Origin of the sequence: Candidatus Pantoea communis (assembly GCF_011752685.1) — a bacterium.
Taxonomy (GTDB): Bacteria; Pseudomonadota; Gammaproteobacteria; order Enterobacterales; family Enterobacteriaceae; genus Pantoea; species Pantoea communis.
Genome location: NZ_VWXC01000002.1, coordinates 98690 through 115552, shown reverse-complemented (window position 1 = coordinate 115552; position 16863 = coordinate 98690). Strand labels below are relative to the sequence as shown.

Annotated in this window: 13 protein-coding genes and 1 tRNA gene; 1 reads left to right on the top strand and 13 read right to left on the bottom strand. The window is 52.7% G+C overall.

Annotated elements, in window-relative coordinates:
- Positions 1 to 2: 2 nt before the first annotated feature.
- The 10 genes from F3J37_RS04595 to F3J37_RS04550 form a co-directional block, all read right to left on the bottom strand.
- Positions 3 to 1607: an ABC transporter substrate-binding protein gene (locus F3J37_RS04595; protein WP_034824613.1), complete on the bottom strand. Its 1605-nt coding sequence runs from the start codon at positions 1605 to 1607 to the stop codon at positions 3 to 5.
- Positions 1608 to 1837: 230 nt separating this feature from the next.
- Positions 1838 to 3115: an NAD(P)/FAD-dependent oxidoreductase gene (locus F3J37_RS04590; RefSeq protein ID WP_166932136.1), complete on the bottom strand. Its 1278-nt coding sequence runs from the start codon at positions 3113 to 3115 to the stop codon at positions 1838 to 1840.
- A 14-nt stretch (positions 3116 to 3129) separates the two neighbouring features.
- Positions 3130 to 3798: a haloacid dehalogenase type II gene (locus tag F3J37_RS04585; protein ID WP_166932134.1), complete on the bottom strand. Its 669-nt coding sequence runs from the start codon at positions 3796 to 3798 to the stop codon at positions 3130 to 3132.
- Between the two features lie 32 nt (positions 3799 to 3830).
- Complete coding sequence (locus F3J37_RS04580; RefSeq protein WP_166932132.1) at positions 3831 to 5300, bottom strand: aldehyde dehydrogenase family protein; 1470 nt, start codon at positions 5298 to 5300, stop codon at positions 3831 to 3833.
- A 423-nt stretch (positions 5301 to 5723) separates the two neighbouring features.
- The gene (locus F3J37_RS04575) at positions 5724 to 7181 is read right to left on the bottom strand and encodes an NAD-dependent succinate-semialdehyde dehydrogenase (protein ID WP_160868087.1); all 1458 of its coding nucleotides are present in this window, start codon (positions 7179 to 7181) and stop codon (positions 5724 to 5726) included.
- A gap of 230 nt (positions 7182 to 7411) precedes the next feature.
- Positions 7412 to 8371, bottom strand: a complete 960-nt coding sequence (gene cbl / locus F3J37_RS04570; protein ID WP_045832269.1) for an HTH-type transcriptional regulator Cbl — start codon at positions 8369 to 8371, stop codon at positions 7412 to 7414.
- 188 nt (positions 8372 to 8559) lie between these two features.
- On the bottom strand, positions 8560 to 9477 hold the full coding sequence (gene nac, locus F3J37_RS04565) for a nitrogen assimilation transcriptional regulator NAC (protein ID WP_034824624.1): 918 nt from the start codon (positions 9475 to 9477) through the stop codon (positions 8560 to 8562).
- Positions 9478 to 9907: 430 nt separating this feature from the next.
- Positions 9908 to 10939, bottom strand: a complete 1032-nt coding sequence (locus tag F3J37_RS04560; RefSeq protein WP_038646197.1) for an ABC transporter permease — start codon at positions 10937 to 10939, stop codon at positions 9908 to 9910.
- 14 nt (positions 10940 to 10953) lie between these two features.
- Positions 10954 to 12438, bottom strand: a complete 1485-nt coding sequence (locus F3J37_RS04555) for a sugar ABC transporter ATP-binding protein (RefSeq protein ID WP_034824628.1) — start codon at positions 12436 to 12438, stop codon at positions 10954 to 10956.
- 32 nt (positions 12439 to 12470) lie between these two features.
- On the bottom strand, positions 12471 to 13394 hold the full coding sequence (locus tag F3J37_RS04550) for a sugar ABC transporter substrate-binding protein (protein ID WP_034824630.1): 924 nt from the start codon (positions 13392 to 13394) through the stop codon (positions 12471 to 12473).
- A gap of 507 nt (positions 13395 to 13901) precedes the next feature.
- On the opposite strand from F3J37_RS04550, the gene F3J37_RS04545 reads away from it, so the two are divergent.
- Positions 13902 to 13977, top strand: a tRNA-Asn gene (locus tag F3J37_RS04545).
- 206 nt (positions 13978 to 14183) lie between these two features.
- Here the strand turns inward: F3J37_RS04545 and F3J37_RS04540 are convergent.
- The 3 genes from F3J37_RS04540 to F3J37_RS04530 all read right to left on the bottom strand — a co-directional run bounded on the left by F3J37_RS04540 (position 14184) and on the right by F3J37_RS04530 (position 16803).
- A complete protein-coding gene (locus F3J37_RS04540) occupies positions 14184 to 15515 on the bottom strand; it encodes an MFS transporter (protein WP_166932131.1) in 1332 nt (443 codons plus the stop codon).
- 627 nt (positions 15516 to 16142) lie between these two features.
- Positions 16143 to 16445, bottom strand: coding sequence for a transcriptional regulator ProR (gene proR / locus F3J37_RS04535; RefSeq protein ID WP_034824636.1), 303 nt, complete (start codon positions 16443 to 16445; stop codon positions 16143 to 16145).
- A 4-nt stretch (positions 16446 to 16449) separates the two neighbouring features.
- The gene (locus tag F3J37_RS04530; protein WP_166932129.1) at positions 16450 to 16803 is read right to left on the bottom strand and encodes a type II toxin-antitoxin system RelE/ParE family toxin; all 354 of its coding nucleotides are present in this window, start codon (positions 16801 to 16803) and stop codon (positions 16450 to 16452) included.
- Positions 16804 to 16863 lie beyond the last annotated feature (60 nt).

Sequence of the window (16863 nt, the reverse complement as noted above, 5' to 3'; positions counted from 1 at the left end):
GATTAGGCTTTCAGCCAGGCGAACTCATGGAAGCGGTAACCCATCATCATGCCGCTTGGCCAGGCTTCAACACCGCCCACTTTTTTACTGTACCCGTCGAGGGTACTGATAAAGGTGGGGATGATGGTGCCGCAGTGGTCATAGATCAGCTTCTGCATATCGCCATACATCTGCTTGCGTTTGCCCTGATCGCGCTCACCGCGTGCGGCGACGACCAACTGATCAAACTGATCGTTCTTCCAGCCCGATTCATTGTTGGCCGCGCTCGACATATAGAACTGAGAGAACAGCATATCCAGCGTTGGACGCGGGTTGATCGAGCCATAACCCACCGGGTCTTTGGTCCAGTGCGTTGACCAGTAGCCGTCATACGGCACGCGACGCACCTTAACGTTCAACCCGGTGTTACGCGCCACCTGCTGGATTAACTGGCCCCCTTCCACCGCACCTTCGATGTTTGGCGTGGTGATGATCTCTACCGTTGCGCCCTTCATACCGGCTTTCTCGATATGGAATTTGGCCTTTTCGGCATCCAGCGGACGCGGTTTGAGATCGGCGTTAAACAGCGGATGCCACGGCGGCACGGGGGTGTCGTTACTGATATCACCGTAGCCTTGCAGCACGGTTTTCAGCACGATGTCACGCGGCTGCAGATATTTCATCGCCAACACGAAATCCTCGCTGCTGCCCGGCTTCATGTCGGTGCGGATAATCAGGTTGGTGTACATCCCCGCCTTGCTCTCCAGCACGGCGAAGTCTTGCGTGGCTTTCAAACGATTACTGTCGGCTGCGCTCAGGGTCGAAACGATATGTAAGTCACCCGACATTAGCGCATTGACACGTGCCGCCTGATCGGTGACGCCCAGCAGTTCGATTTCGTCGAGATGTGGCAGGCCGGGCTTGTAGTAGTTTGGGTTCTTCACGCCAACAGAGCGTACGCCCGGCGTGAACTCTTTCAATTTGAACGGCCCCGTGCCAATACCCTTACTGAAGTCTTTGGTGCCATCCTGCACAATCAGGAATGGGGCACTGGCGAGCATATAAGGCACGTCAAAGTTGGCGCTGCTCAGCTCAAGAGTGACTTCGTTATCGTTCACCGCCGTGAAGGTTTTGAACTGATCGGCCAGCTTAAAGGCATTGGAAGCCACGGCGGGATCTTTGTGGCGGCTGAGTGAGTAAATGACGTCTTTCGCGGTGAGAGGTTTACCGTCGTGGAACGTGACCCCTTTGCGCAATTTAATGTGCCAGGTGACACCATCCGAAGACTCCACGGACTCCGCCAGCCCCGGTTGAATCGCCAACTTTTGGTCGAGTTCGGTCAGGCCGCTGTAGACCATAAACTGGCGGGTATAGTCACCGCTGTTATTGCCTTTGGCAGGATCGAGTGTGTCAGTAGCGGAGGCGTTGGACATGGCTGCGCGCATCTTGCCGCCTTTCACCGGTGTTTCAGCCGCAAAGCTCATCTGCGGAAAACCTATCAAGCCGCTGCTCATGACTGCACCCGCAGACAACAACTTCATCAGGCCACGACGTGACAGGGATCCCTCAGTCAGCATACGTGTCAGGGCCGGATTTACAGCGTCAGACTCTTTATCGAATTTACTCATCTGCACACCCTCAATATGAAAAGTGGTTTGTTTTGATAATCGAGCGTCAATCAGATCGCCATTAATGTGGCCCCTTCCAAACCGGATAGCGCCCGCATGAATGCCAAATCAATGACACCTTAGGATGTGCATTTATGCGTCCCCCCTCGAAAGCATCCCCCTGGCGCGCATCAATAGCGACCTGAAGAATCCCATCGTAGAGTGCACATTGATGCGCACCGGATTAACGATCAGGAGAGCCGATCCTTAGCCTTGTAATACAGCCCCGCGAGAGGCAAAAACCAGGGTTTCCCGTGGTAACCGGGCAGCGCAGGCCATGTATCGCGCTGCCAGGGATTTTCGTTACGCTTTTCTGCCAGTAAATCGGCCATCACCCGCCCCATCCACACCGACATCTGTGTGCCGTGGCCGCTGTAACCCAGCGAATAGAACACGCCATCGTGCTCACCCGCATGCGGCAGGCGATCGGACGTCATATCCACCATGCCGCCCCAGCAGTAATCGATGCGCGATTTGCCGAATTGTGGGAACAGCGCGGTCATCGCCGCACGTAACACGTCGCCACTGCGCGAATCCGAGGTTGGATTGCTCACCGCGAAACGTGCACGCCCCCCAAACACCAGACGACGATCCGCAGTAGTGCGGAAGTAGTTGCCAATATTCAGCGAAGTCACATAGGTGCGATCTTTAGGCAGCACTTGTTCAATCAGCGCATCACCCAGTGGTTCAGTGACGACGATAAAGCTGCCTACCGGCACGATGCGGCGCTGGAACCACGGGAACGGCCCTTCATTCGATACGCCGGTGGCCATCATGACTTTTTCCGCGATGATCTCGCCCTGGGCGGTGGTGACGCGATGACGGTAGCCATCCAGACGCGTCAAGCCGGTCACCGCGTGATGGGGAAAGATCTTTGCTCCCGCGCGGGCAGCGGCATTGGCGAGACCAATGCCGAACTTGCCCATATGCATCTGGCCACCGCGTTTTTGCAGTAAGCCACCGTGAAAGGCATCGCTGCCCACTTCACGGCGAATCTCATCTTTACTGATCAACTCGATTTCCGGGTCAACTGTGTCACGCATCAGTTGCCATGCACTGCGCAGTCCGGGGAAATGCGACGCTTTGCTGGCGAGCTTGAGCTTTCCGCACAGGCGAAAATCACAATCAATCTGCTCTTCCCGCACCAGTTGCTGGACATAACTCACGGCGTCATCAAAAGCCCGATAGAAGCGACTGGCTTGCTCGATCCCCTGGCTGGCTACCAGCGAAGCAAAGTTTTGCGATACGCCGGTATTGCAGTGTCCACCGTTACGTGCGGAGGCCTGACTCATCACGTTGCCACTTTCCAGCACCACCACGTTGATACCCTGTCGTGCGAGATTCAGCGCGGTTGAGATGCCGGTAAATCCGCCGCCAATCACCACCACGTCAGCAACCGACGGCAGTGCGCCACTCGCTGCGCCAGTAAATGCCGGTGCCGTGGCTTGCCAGAATGATTCGAGTTTCATCGCCGCCTCCGGGCTTAGAGTCCAACCACAGCGGGCAGACCGCCGATATCTTTAATCTCGGTGTATTCATAAGCTGGGTTGGCCGGATCGTGACCCCGGTTGACCCACACTTTGTTTTTGATGCCCATGTCGTAGCAGGTCATCAGGTCATAGCGCAGGCTCGACGAAACATGCAGGATCTCTTCGGGACCGCAATTCAGCTTGTCCAGCATGTACTCGAAGCCTTTCATCTGCGGCTTGTACGCACCCACTTCTTCTGCGGTGATGGTCATGTGGATCGGTGCACCAAGACGCGGCACGTGATGGGGAATCAAATCGTTCATTGAGTTGGTGAGCAGCACCAGTGGGAACTCTTTCGCCACTTTAGCAAGTCCTGCGGGCACGTCTGGGTGCGGCCCCCAGGTGGCGCAATCGGTGTAGATAAAGTCGCTATCGGCTTTGCTCCACTGCACGCCCCATTTTTTACAGGTGCGCTCCAACGCATCGCTGACGACGTCGTAGTAAGGTTTCCACGCCCCCAGCACTTCATCGCGGCGATAGTTGGCGAAATCGGTGGTGAAGGCCAGCATCTCTTGCGCTGACACCCGATCTTTGAAGCAGCGCTCTGCCGCTCCTGCCATGTCAAAATTAATCAGGGTGCCGTAGCAATCAAAGGTGATGAATTTCGGTTTAAACAGTGCCATGACGCGACCTCGTCGTTGTCTGATACGTGAATTTAGAAATCGATTAATACACTCTTCTGGCGCTGGCAGGCCTGAAACGCCTGACGACCCAGATCCTTGCCAATACCGGAGCCCAGGAAGCCGCCGGTGGGAATAATGAAATCGCCGGAGCGACCGTAGCGGTTGATCCATACAGTGCCGGACTCAATGGCACGCATCGCTCGCATGGCTCTCGGCAGGCTCAGCGTATGCACGCCGGCACACAGCCCATAGGTTTCGTGCGCCGCCAGCGCGAGCCCTTCTTCTTCGCTGTCAAACTCCTGCACGGTGAGCACCGGGCCAAAGATCTCCTGCTGCACCGCCGGGTTATCAGCCGCCACACCACATAACAGCGTAGGCTGCCAGAACCAACCTTCGTCGGTGTCCGCAAAACGTTCGCCGCCCACTAACACTTCTGCGCCCTGCGCTTTGGCTTCAGCGATCACCGATGCCACCTTGTTGCCCTGGCGCTCATCGATCAGCGGCGCATAACGGCTGCTGTCTTGCCAGGTGACACCCGGCTGCGGCTGCTGACATAGCGCCACCAGGCGATCCAGCAGCGGTTGAGCGATACCACGTTGCACAATCAAGCGAGTACCCGCGACGCATGCCTGTCCACCGTTGGCGGTGAAGCCGCGCAGGATGCGCTGTGCCAGGACATCGATATCGCCCGCATCATCGAACACCAGCTGTGGGCTTTTGCCACCTAACTCCAGCGTGACAGGCTTCATGCCATGCTGTGCTGCGTCACTCATGATGCGTGCACCCGTCACCGTGGAACCGGTGAACGAGACTTTGCGTACCAGCGGATGGGTGACCAGCGCGCTGCCGGTCACTGCACCACTGCCCTGCACAATATTCAGAATGCCCGCCGGTAAACCGGCCTGCACCGCCAGTTCTGCCATGCGTACGGTAGAGAAAGGTGTCAGCTCCGAAGGTTTCAGCACCACGGCATTACCGGCTGCCAGTGCAGGACCGCATTTCCACGAGGCCATCGACAGCGGGAAATTCCACGGTGTAATCGCGCCAATCACGCCGTATGGCTCCGAAATCAGCATGCTGAGGCTGCTTTCCTGCGTCGGGAACAGATCGCCACTGTATTTGTCTGCGCACTCGGCGTAGAAACGGATGGCCTCTGCGGTAAACGGAATCTCATGCTGTACCACATCGCTGATCGGCCGCGTCGACCCCAGCGCTTCGAGCTGAGCCAGTAACGGATCGCTTTCAATCAGATCCGCCCAGCGGCGTAACACTTTTCCACGTTGCCGTGGTGGGCAGCTGCGCCAGCCACTGGTTTTCAGCGCTTCATGGGCCAGGGTGACAGCCCTATCAACATCGCTGGCCTGGGCTTCGCTCAGCTCGGCATAGACTTTGCCATCAGATGGCCTTTTAACGGCAAAACGCGCGCCCTGGGTGGAAACATGCTGGCCACCAATATAATGGCCAATCGGGAGAGAAACTTTTTCAGGGTCGAAACTTAACATGGAAAATTCCTTATTTGTTACACCCATCACATGTGCGCCAATTAACGATTTGCACAACATTTATCTGTCACGTTAATAAGCTAATGCAGAAAGTATGCCAGCCCAGTAAAAAATAAAAATGCGTAAAAAACAGTCCAGAAAAATTTTCTGCCGTATTGAAGAGGGAAAATTTGCGGATTTGCCGAAGGAATAAACAGATGATTTACTTCACAAAATTCGTGCATCCCTACGGTGCAGCTCGCACGAAACTTGCACTAAAACGGTGATGGGCCGGAAAAGTATGACGCCGCGCACAAAATAAAACAGCGCCGTGAACCTGAGGTTGCCGGCGCTGTTTATGTAATTGGTGATGAAAGTCATTATGCGCAATGAATTGCGCGATTACCTATTTGGAGCGGTACGATTTAACACGCATTGCTGCATTTATAAACTGCCCATATGAAACGTTTTCTGCTCCAGATACTCTTCAATTCCATAGCGCGAACCTTCACGTCCTAAACCGGATAATTTAATTCCGCCAAAAGGTGCCGCATCTAAAGATATCGCACCGGTATTAAAACCGACCATGCCAAATTCTAATGATTCCGCCACGCGCCAGGCTCGACGTATATTCTCCGTAAAGAAATATGCGCCTAATCCATAAGGCGTGTCATTCGCCATGCGTATCGCCTCCTCTTCGGTATCGAAGACAAAAAGCGGTGCGACCGGGCCGAAGGTTTCTTCATGCGCAATACGCATACTGCTGGTGACATTACCCAACACGGTCGGCTCAACAAAGGTGCCATTCGCTGCACTGATCCCGCCACGCAGCAAGGTCGCTCCCTGGCTAAGCGCATCATCAATATGGCTGTTCACCTTCTCAACAGCGCGATCGTTAATCAGTGGCCCAATCGTGCTACTGGGTTCAAAGCCATCCCCCACTTTAAGGGTTGCCACTGCCTCCAGGAGTTTCTCACTGAAACGCTCATAGATACCGCGTTGCACCAAAATGCGATTGGCGCAGACGCAGGTCTGACCGGCATTACGGAATTTACTCGCCATCACACCAGGGATAGTGACATCGAGATCGGCATCATCAAACACAATCAGTGGCGCATTACCGCCCAGTTCCAGGCTAAGGCGTTTAATGCTGTCGGCACTTTGTTGCATCAGCAGTTGGCCGACGCGCGTGGATCCGGTAAAGGAGATTTTGCGCACCGTGCGGCTGGCAGTCAGCGTGCTGCCGATCTCGGTGGGTAATCCGGTGAGCACCTGAAGTACGCCAGAGGGAAAACCTGCCCGCTCTGCCAGCACCGCCAGTGCCAGAGCCGACAGCGGCGTCAACTCAGAAGGTTTCACGATGATCGGGCAACCGGCGGCCAGCGCCGGTGCCACTTTGCGGGTAATCATCGCAATCGGGAAATTCCACGGCGTAATCGCTGCGGCCACGCCAACGGGTTGTTTCAGAACCAGAATGCGGCGGTCTTCACTGGGCGCCGGAATGGTATCACCATAGATGCGGCGTGCCTCTTCAGCGAACCATTTAACAAAGCTGGCACCGTACAACACCTCACCTTTGGCCTCTGCCAGCGGTTTGCCCTGCTCGGCGGTCATGATAATCGCCAAATCGTCAGCATTGTCGAGAATCAGCTGATGCCATTTATCCAGCAGTGCCGCGCGTGACGCGTTCGGGGTTTTGCCCCAGCTGACACGCACCGACTCAGCATAATCTATTGCCTGCTCGGTTTCGGCTGCACCCAGTGCCGGAATAGTGGCAATCTGTTGCTGAGTGGAGGGATCGATCACCGGCAGCGTGGCCCCGGCGTGCGCGTCCTGCCAGCGCCCGCCAAACAACGCCTGCTGGCGTAACAGTTCTGCATCTTTTAGTTGAATCCGCGACATTTTCATCCCCTTTATCCTGTTCATTTCACTGTAACGTGGTGAAGCAGTGCAGGATGTTTTTCTACGGGGTGGAAACTCATCAGGGGGGCGTTTTGCGGCGGGAAAAGAAATTTTATGCTGTGCTGGGCGCACAGCCATACGTTACCCGTTATTGCGCACTTTACAGCAAGGGGCGCATCAATGCGCCCCCTGTATGGCCTGTAGCATCGCCAATCATGGCGACCACTGCATCAAATCTGGAAATCGATAGCAGGTTCAGACTCCGTTTCATAGGAGAGCGCCTGACGCTTAATCTCCTCCAGCGACAGATTGGCGTTACACAGTTCCAGAAACTGCCAGACGTAATTGCGCTGCAACTGGCCGCGCTTCAATCCCAGCCATACGGTGTTGGCATCAAACAGATGATGGGTGTCGATTTTCACCAAATCTTCACCTTCATAGATGTCACACGCCTGATCAGCCAGAATGCCGACGCCGAGACCCAGCTCTACATAGGTTTTCACGACATCAGAATCCTGCGCGCTGAGCACGATATCCGGCTTAAGTCCCGCCGCCTGGAACGCACGGTCAACACGCGAGCGACCCGTGATCCCCTGACGATAGGTAATCAAGGGATGGCGACTCAGGCTAGCCAGCGTGATCGGCTGATGCTGTAACAGTTCATGGTCGTGCGGCACCAATAACGAGTGGTGCCAGCTAAACCACGGGAAAGCCGCAAGGCTGCTGTTGTTCACCAGTTGCTCGGAGGCAATACCAATATCAGCTTCACCCGCCAACAGCATGGCCACAATTTCCTGCGGTGAACCCTGATTGAGTTCAAGTCGAACATTAGGATAGAGCTGTCGGAATGCTTTGATCACACGCGGCAGACTATAGCGGGCCTGCGTATGCGTGGTAGCAATCGTTAGCACGCCGCTGGTTTCATTGGTAAACACATCCGCCAGGCGACGCACTTTGCCTGCTTCATCAAGAATGCGTTCAGCAATGGTTAACAGCGCCTTGCCCGGTTCCGTCATGCCCAGCAATCGCTTGCCGCGACGAATGAAGATCTCGACGCCGAGTTCATCTTCCAAATCACGAATATGGCGGCTGACCCCAGATTGTGAGGTAAACAGCGTGTTCGCCACTTCTGTCAGGTTGAATTCGCAACGTGCAGCTTCACGTATAATTTTAAGTTGCTGGAAATTCACACCCTTTTCTCCTGTTCCCTGCCCTGTTTCGTCCATGTTATGAAGTTGGTGTCATTGCAGGAAATAATAAAAAACGGTGTGTTATGCGGAATAGTAATAAGGAGGGTGATTTATCTCGACGCGTTTGCGGGTGTTAAAGCGTGAAGGGGTTACCCCAGCCGTAGATAGCTGGGGTAAAGAAGAAGGGATTAACCGACCAGCATCAACTCGCGCTCTTCCGTCATCGGCTTATTCAGCAGTGACAGCAGGATGTTTTTCACTGCCTGCGCAGAAGGTGACAGTGGCAAGCGCGCAGAGATATTCAGCGAGAGCGGCAGATTCAGCGATGGGCTGTTAATACGTGCCATCCACGCGTGAGTTGAACTCACCAGGGCGCGAGCCGCTGATTCCGGCAGAACGGTCACACCCATGCCGCTGGAAACTGCGGCAGTCAGGGTTGAGATTGACTCGATTTCACCGATGATTTTTGCGCTCAGACGACGCAGCGAGAATGCTTCATCAACACGTTTGCGCACCGCGCTGTAGTCACGCGGCAGGAACAAATTCATCTGCGCCACGTCGGCGAGATCAACGGTAGCGCCCGGGCATGCGGTCGCACCGACCAGATACAACTCTTCTTTCATCAATGGAATGCTGTTAATGCCGGCTGTCGGCGCACGGTCATACAGCACCGCCATATCCAACTGACCGTTCATCACTTTTTCATTTAAAGAGGTGCCGCTATTCTCATGCAGATACACCAGTACATCCGGGAATTGTTCCCGCACCGTTTGCAGCAGCGGCATCGTCAACGAAGAAGCGGCGGTGCCCGGTGCCAGACCAATTGATACCTGACCATTTAACGCCTGGCCCGCGTTGATGACAGCCGTTTGCGCCTGTTCACACTGGCGCAGAATAGTACGAGCATGAGCATAAAGAATTTTGCCCGCCTCGGTTGGTGTTACGCCACGTTTGGTGCGAATCAGTAACTGCTGATCGAGTTCGTTTTCCAGCGTCGCAACTTGCTGGCTAAGCGCAGGCTGCGCGATGTGCAGCACTTCTGCTGCCTGAGTCAGGCTGCCGATATCGACGATTTTTACAAAGTACTTCAGTCGTCTTAAATTCATATTGCCTCCGTCAATCCCCGAATAACCCGTTTGGGTGTCTCAGCCTGCTGGCTTGTGTTCATGAAGTTGCAATATGCAGGCCAGGTTTATTCGGAGCGTGAAAAAGCAGTGCCAGAATATTCCTAACGGCACGGAAAATAAGCCTTTCTGATTACCTCTTAAGAGTTAATAAGCTGAGCACATGACACAGAGTGATTAAAAATAAATCGAAATGCACCACCATGGTGCACAACTTGCGTGGCAGATGTGCAAAAAAGTGATGACCGAAAGCGTCGCAGTGGTGCATAACTCACAGAAAATGACCAAAAACGGTCAGAACGAAAGCAAACGCGGGGAAAGGAGCAGGATCAACCAGTGGGAAAACTTATTGTGAACAACGGAGCAAAATGTCCTTGAGGGCGCACACAGTGCGCCCTGCAATCAGGAAGTACTATCTCTTTTTACGGTTTCTATGCATATCGATGGACACTGCGGCGACAATGATGATGCCTTTAATGATGTCCTGCACGTAAGCATCCACACCCACGAAGGTGAATCCGCTCTTAATCAGACCCAGAATCACAGCACCAATCAGCGTTCCGGTGATGCGACCCACGCCGCCCATCAGGCTGCTACCGCCGATAACGGCTGCGGCAATCGCATCCAACTCGTACGCCATACCCATACTTGACTGGCCGCTACTGACGCGCGCCGCCAGCACCACACCCGCCAGGCCAGAGAGCGCACCCGCGATGGTATAGACGATGATCAGGTATTTATTAACGTTGATCCCTGACACTTTGGCCGAAGTCATGTTGCCGCCAATTGCATACACATACTTACCGTAACGGGTATGCTTCAGGGCGATGTGGAACAGGAAGGCCACCACCAGGAAGATGATCACCGGCATCGCGCCCTGGCCGATGGAGGTAAAACCATCTGACAGGAAGCTGATCGGGTTACCTTGCGTGTAATACTGCGCCAGACCACGCGCCGACACCATCATGCCCAGTGTGGCGATAAATGGCGGGATACCGGTTTTGGTAATCAGGAAACCGTTCATGACCCCGCAAAGCAAACCCACACCGATACCGGCCACAATCGGAATGACGGCAGGCAGGTTAACCAGTGACGGATACATCGGTGTCAGGCTGTCAGAGGTTTGTGCCAGACTGGCCGCCACTACCGCCGTCAGTGCAATCACCGAACCAGACGACAGGTCAATCCCCGTGGTGATGATGACCTGGGTCACGCCCACCGCAATGATGCCGATGATCGCCACTTGTAAAACAATCAATACCAGACGGTTGGTGTTGAGCAGGAAAGATTGGTCACGAACGTACCAGCCTGCAATCTCAAAGATTAAGGCAATACCCAACATCACCACAAAGATGCCGGTATCTTTCGGCAACTTATGGCGCAGGTTGCCAAAGAAGGATGTCGATTCCGCGGCCTGCGGGGCCGTAATTTTTACGTTACTCATAGATGTCTCGCGCCTCACTCGGATGCCAACGACAAAATGGTTTCCTGATTGGCCTCTTCTTTATCGAGGATGCCAGTTATACGTCCGCCGTGCATAACCATCACGCGGTCGCTCATGCCCAGAATTTCCGGCAACTCCGACGAGACCATAATGATGGCCACGCCACGGTTTGCCAGTTCGCTGATTAAGCGGTAAATCTCGGCTTTTGCCCCGACGTCAATACCGCGCGTCGGTTCATCGAGGATCAGAATCTTCGGTTGAGCCAGCAGCCAGCGCGCAATCAGCACCTTCTGCTGGTTACCGCCACTGAGGTTGTTGATGATTTGATCCATGGTCGGCGTTTTAATATTGAGCTTGCGGATCTGCTCCATGCAGTCCTGTGCCATCTTCATGTGGCTAACGAAACCGGCTTTACTGACATAATCCGGCATGTTGACGATGCTCATGTTCTCCATCACCGACAACACCAGGAATAAGCCGGACTTTTTACGGTCTTCGGTCAGGAACGCCATGCCCTTCTCAATCGCCGTGGAAGGCGAATCGATTTTGACCGGCACGCCATCGATCAGCACTTCACCGCTGTCGAAGCTTTCCATCCCGAACAAACTTTCCATCACTTCACTGCGTCCCGCCCCCACCAGACCGGCAACACCGAGGATTTCACCCTTACGTACCGTGAAGTTGATATCGGTGAAACGGTCTTTACAGGTAAGGTTGCGCACCGTCAGCACTTCTTCACCGATTTCACCATTGAATTTCGGGAACAGCTGCGTCAGTTCACGCCCCACCATCTGGGTAATTAATGACTGACGGGTAAATTCAGAGGTGCTGTTGCTGCCGACCCAGGTCCCGTCGCGGAAAATGCTGATCTCATCGGTAATAGTGAAAATTTCATCCATCTTGTGGCTGATATAGATGATGGCTTTACCCTGCGCACGCAGGTCGCGGATAATAGTGAACAGATGCGCCACTTCGGTTTCCGTCAGTGCCGAGGTCGGTTCGTCCATAATCACAATGTCGGAGTTCCAGGACACCGCTTTAGCAATTTCCACCATCTGCTGAGCAGCGATACTCAGCTCGCCAACCATACGATCGGCTTTTAAACGGATATTGAGTTTGTTGAGTAATTCCTGCGTTTGCTTGTTCAGCAACGCGTGGTCAACAAAGCCGTACTTCATCGGTTCGCGACCGAGCCAGATGTTCTCAGCCACAGTCATGTAAGGCACCAGATTCAGTTCCTGGTGGATCATGGAGATGCCAGAACGCAGCGCATCCATGGTGTCCTGAAACTGCACCGGCTCCCCTTTAATGCGAATGGTGCCCTTATCGGGACGATACATCCCGATAAGGCATTTCATTAAAGTGGATTTGCCCGCGCCATTTTCACCCATCAGGGCATGTACCGACCCCGGTTTAATGCGTAGTGAGACATTGTCGAGTGCCTTCACTCCGGGGAAGAACTTGCTGATGCCTTCGGCTTCAAGCGCAAAAGCGGTCATACATCACCTCCGTACGGCTGAGTCGGGAACGATTATTTCTGGTTACGAGATTCGAACTGCGCCATGTTGTCTTTGGTGATCAGCTGGTAAGGGATGTTAATCACCTTCTCCACTTTCTCGCCTTTCGCCAGTTTCACGGCAGTCTGTACGGCGCCTTCACCCTGACCTTTAGCATCCTGGAATACAGTGGCGACCATCTTGCCGTTCTTCAGCATCTGCAACGCATCCGGTGTACCATCCACGCCCGCAATCAGGATGTGGTTCGGGTTTTTGCCCAGCGCCTGCAGCGCACCGATCGCCATTTCATCGTTGTTTGAAGCAATCGCCTGAATGTCATCGCCTGCGGTCATCCAGTTACTCACTACGTCCACCGCGTCATTACGGGTGAATTTCGCGGTCTGTTTCTGCACCACTTTGATGCCAGGATATTTAGCCACAACCGCTTCAACACCTTTGGTGCGGTCACGGGTGGATTCGTTAGCCAGATCGCCCATCAAAATGGCGACGTTGCCTTTACCGTTCATCGCTTTTGCCAGCGCTTCCATTTGCAGACGGCCCGCTAATTCGGAGTCAGAGCCGACGTAAGCCATTTTGTCGGTCAATTCACCTGCCGGTTTGCGGTTAACAAAGATCAGCGGCACACCCGCTTTAGAGGCCGCATCCATCAAAGGTTTGACGGCATTGGTATCCACTGGGTTAACGATAATGGCGTCAACGCCCTGACCGATGAAGTTCTGAATTTGTTGCAGCTGCTGGGAGACGTCGCCTTTCGCATCTTCGACCTGCCCCTTAACGCCATCTTTGGTCATCTCTTTCTGCATCGCGGTACGCAGAATGGTCAGGAAGTTATCGTCAAACAGCGCCATAGAGACGCCCACCTGAAGGTCTTTTGCCATAACAGCGGCAGGTAACATGCAAGCTAACAGGGAAGTCACTAACGCTTTTTTGAATTTCATAGGTAACCCTTCTTATTCGTTAACATGCTCAGTTGGGCTGATACGACGAATGAAAAATATTTTTTACATTCACTCAACGGCACTGGCGTTATTTATCTGGTTGTAGAGGTAAGGCTTCTGGTCTAACGCTATCGTTTCGGTACTGCTCTTTCCTGCAACTATCTACTTATCAAAAGGTTATTTTCGAAATGCTGTTTCAGACGCCAAAACTGATTTCACCCGTGATGATAAGCAGTTCATTTGTTTCATCTGATCAGCATTTGAAATTTTCATCATAAAAGCACTGAAATGATTGTTTTAAAATCGGCAAATAACAAAACTTTGACATGCATCTAACATCTCAAAGGAAATGCGCTTAAAGTGAGATCTTGCTGGCAGTTTGAAATCTGAACGTTCAAGGCAGAAAAACAGCATTCCGCTGCTTTTACGCGCACTTAAACCAGAAGTGTGCGATCGGGCTTTGACATTGGGGATCGGCATCGCTAATATGCGCCTCGTTCACACGATTCCTCTGTAGTTCAGTCGGTAGAACGGCGGACTGTTAATCCGTATGTCACTGGTTCGAGTCCAGTCAGAGGAGCCATATTTAGAGAAGCCCGCTCAGGGAAACCTGAGCGGGCTTTTTGTTTTTTATGATTTGTTGATGATAGACGATGACGCCTGATCATGAATTATTCGGCCAGTCTTCCTAATGGCTGATTGCTTGTTGTATTGCAGAACGCTCAATACGAAAAGGCCGCTCAGAATTCACTGAGCGGCCTTCGCATTTCTGTTTTTATCTTCTTTATATTACCGCGCCAGCGAAGCCGCCTGACTCAATGTCATATTACGCGTCTCCGGTGCCAGCCATACCGATACCAGCAGACCAATAAAGGAAACAATCGCGGCAGCGTACATGGTGTATTCGATACCCAGATTTTGCAGGGAAATCGGAACCAGCCAGGTTCCCGCAGCAGAACCGATACGTGACATGGATGAACCCATACCGACGGCGAAGGCACGCACTTCCGTTGGGAACAGCTCATTCGGATACACTAACTCCAGCACCTGCGCTCCGCCGATAAATACCGCGTAAGCACCAAACATCACCAGAACCAGCATTTCAGAACCGTGGGAGAACATCCCCAATGCCAACAGCGCCAGGCTTGACCATAAAAAGCTGTGGATGATCAGACGGCGGCGGCCCATGCTATCAATCAAACGGGTTGCCACAACACAGCCCACCACAAACAACAAGGTGATGGCTATCGAACCCAGTGAGGCCCATTCGCCATCCAGATTCAGGGCTTTCAATACTACGGGTGCGAACGAATACACCGCAAACATCGGCACAACGGCCGCACTCCAGAACACCGAGACAAACAACATACGTTTGCCATAGCCAGAGCGCACCAGATCTTTCAATGTGACTTTGGCTTCCACTGACTCCGCGGGCATATTTTTCAGCGAGAATTCCGGACCGTAGACTTTCTTGATGATCTGCTCAGCCTCATTGAAACGACCTTTGCTGACCAACCAGCGTGGCGATTCCGGCGTGCCGATGCGCAGAACGAAAAGGAGTACCCCCAGCACGGCCGGGCTGGCCAGAACCAGACGCCATGCGGCATCACCGCCAATCGAGAGAATGAGGTTACCCACGATATAAGCCAGGGCTGCACCGGCGAACCAGAGAATGGTCAAACCGGCCAAACGTTTACCACGATGCTTTTGCGGCAGGAATTCGGTGAGCAGTGATCCGGCAACCGGGTACTCCAGCCCCACCCCGACACCCACCAGGAAACGCAGGATAAACAGCGTGAGGGCCGATTCCGCCCAGAAAGTGCCGACCGAACCCAGGATAAACAGAATTGGCCCGACAAAGAACAGACGACGACGACCCACAATATCGGTCAACCATCCACCGAGAAAACCACTGCAGAAAGTGCCAAGCATCGCTGAAGCGGCCACCATGCCCTGCCAGAAAGTATCAAGTTGCAGATGCTGGGAAAATTGCACGATCGCCACGCCGATGATACTCAGCACGTAGCCATCGAGGATCCAACCGCCACCCGCGCGCAGCGACATTAACTGGTGAAAATTATTAAGCGGGACATCTTCAATGGATATATTGGTGTTGCTCATAACAGGGTCTCTCCTGAATTATTCATTTCTCTGCAGGCGCAGCGATCTGTCCAAATCAAAGATGATTTGGCGGAACGTTAAAGAAACAGAAAAAACATCATTGACTGATTTAGGTATTTCTTTGAAAAAGAAATTGACCTCGAAATTGAAAAACCCTGCGTTTAATCCCTGAACATAAATAATGAAATTAAGCATGACCCACTTGCAGATCGTCTGTCTTCATCATTGTTTAGCGGTGTGTTGACCCAATACGCATTTGTTCGCTTTTGTCTGTTAATCACAGGTTAACTCCATGTTCAAACTATGCTGAATTTCAGGTGGTGTAAACATGCCCAGGACACCCAAAACTTGAGATTGTGATCATCTCCAAAATTCATCTGGAAAAATAATTCGAAAAAGTTATACGTATAACTGATTGAAATTTAATAAATTAATTTTACATGATGGTAAAATCATACTACTTAATTGTATTTCCTTTGTATTTTTCATGTATGCAAAAAGTTACGTGGTGGGATGGTTTTTCTTGGGTTGGGAAGCCAGGAAGGGGAAATGAGTCGGCGTGCAAGTACGCGAAACAGTGCGCCAGATCGCACTGTTTTTTCGCGGATAGAAAGTCAAAGAAGGGAATTAAACAACAAACTCATAATGCGAGCCATCGGGGAGTTCAATGTTGAGACGCAGTTTTCCGCCCGCGGCTTCAACATAGCGCTTCAGCGTCGAGAGTTTTAAATCCCGTCCAGGTTTTTCCATTCCAGCAACGGTGGGTTGTTTAATATTTAATTGCTGCGCTATCTCTACCTGCGTTTTGTTTACTCTTTCACGCAATTCAGCAAGGTGAATATTTAACAATACTTCTTCAGCCATGGTGTTAGCTTTAGCCACCACCTCTGGCTTCTCGGCCGCAAGAATCTGTTCGAGTGTTCTGCCCATGTCGTTACTCCTTTGTCTCTTCGCGTTGAAGATGATGGGTAAATTCTTTATCTGCGAGCGGGATCAGCTCAGCATAAAAACGCTTTTCATTGCCACTCTTATGACCCGCACAAAGCACTACACCGCTGCGCCGGGGATCGAATGCGTAAAATGCCCGAATAGGATCACCTTTGCTTTGAATGCGAAGCTCTTTCATATTGCTAAAACGAGAGCCTTTGAGGGTGTCGGCGTAGGGCCTGCATAATGCGGGGCCAGCTTGCTGTAATACGATCATTGCGGACAAAACGCATGCTCGATCAGTGTCGTCTTGCGCTACAAGCCAATCATCAAACGTGTCCGTTGTCATTATTTGCCACATGATACGCTCCTTGCGATATAGGTCAAATGCTATATAGGTTAAAGTCGATAATCAGTGTGA

Coding starts and splice junctions, on each gene's coding strand:
- F3J37_RS04595 (WP_034824613.1), bottom strand. CDS start 1,607: ATGAGTAAATTCGATAAAGAGTCTGACGCTGTAAATCCGGCCCTGACA.
- F3J37_RS04590 (WP_166932136.1), bottom strand. CDS start 3,115: ATGAAACTCGAATCATTCTGGCAAGCCACGGCACCGGCATTTACTGGC.
- F3J37_RS04585 (WP_166932134.1), bottom strand. CDS start 3,798: ATGGCACTGTTTAAACCGAAATTCATCACCTTTGATTGCTACGGCACC.
- F3J37_RS04580 (WP_166932132.1), bottom strand. CDS start 5,300: ATGTTAAGTTTCGACCCTGAAAAAGTTTCTCTCCCGATTGGCCATTAT.
- F3J37_RS04575 (WP_160868087.1), bottom strand. CDS start 7,181: ATGTCGCGGATTCAACTAAAAGATGCAGAACTGTTACGCCAGCAGGCG.
- nac (WP_034824624.1), bottom strand. CDS start 9,477: ATGAATTTAAGACGACTGAAGTACTTTGTAAAAATCGTCGATATCGGC.
- F3J37_RS04560 (WP_038646197.1), bottom strand. CDS start 10,939: ATGAGTAACGTAAAAATTACGGCCCCGCAGGCCGCGGAATCGACATCC.
- F3J37_RS04555 (WP_034824628.1), bottom strand. CDS start 12,438: ATGACCGCTTTTGCGCTTGAAGCCGAAGGCATCAGCAAGTTCTTCCCC.
- F3J37_RS04550 (WP_034824630.1), bottom strand. CDS start 13,394: ATGAAATTCAAAAAAGCGTTAGTGACTTCCCTGTTAGCTTGCATGTTA.
- F3J37_RS04540 (WP_166932131.1), bottom strand. CDS start 15,515: ATGAGCAACACCAATATATCCATTGAAGATGTCCCGCTTAATAATTTT.
- proR (WP_034824636.1), bottom strand. CDS start 16,445: ATGGGCAGAACACTCGAACAGATTCTTGCGGCCGAGAAGCCAGAGGTG.
- F3J37_RS04530 (WP_166932129.1), bottom strand. CDS start 16,803: ATGTGGCAAATAATGACAACGGACACGTTTGATGATTGGCTTGTAGCG.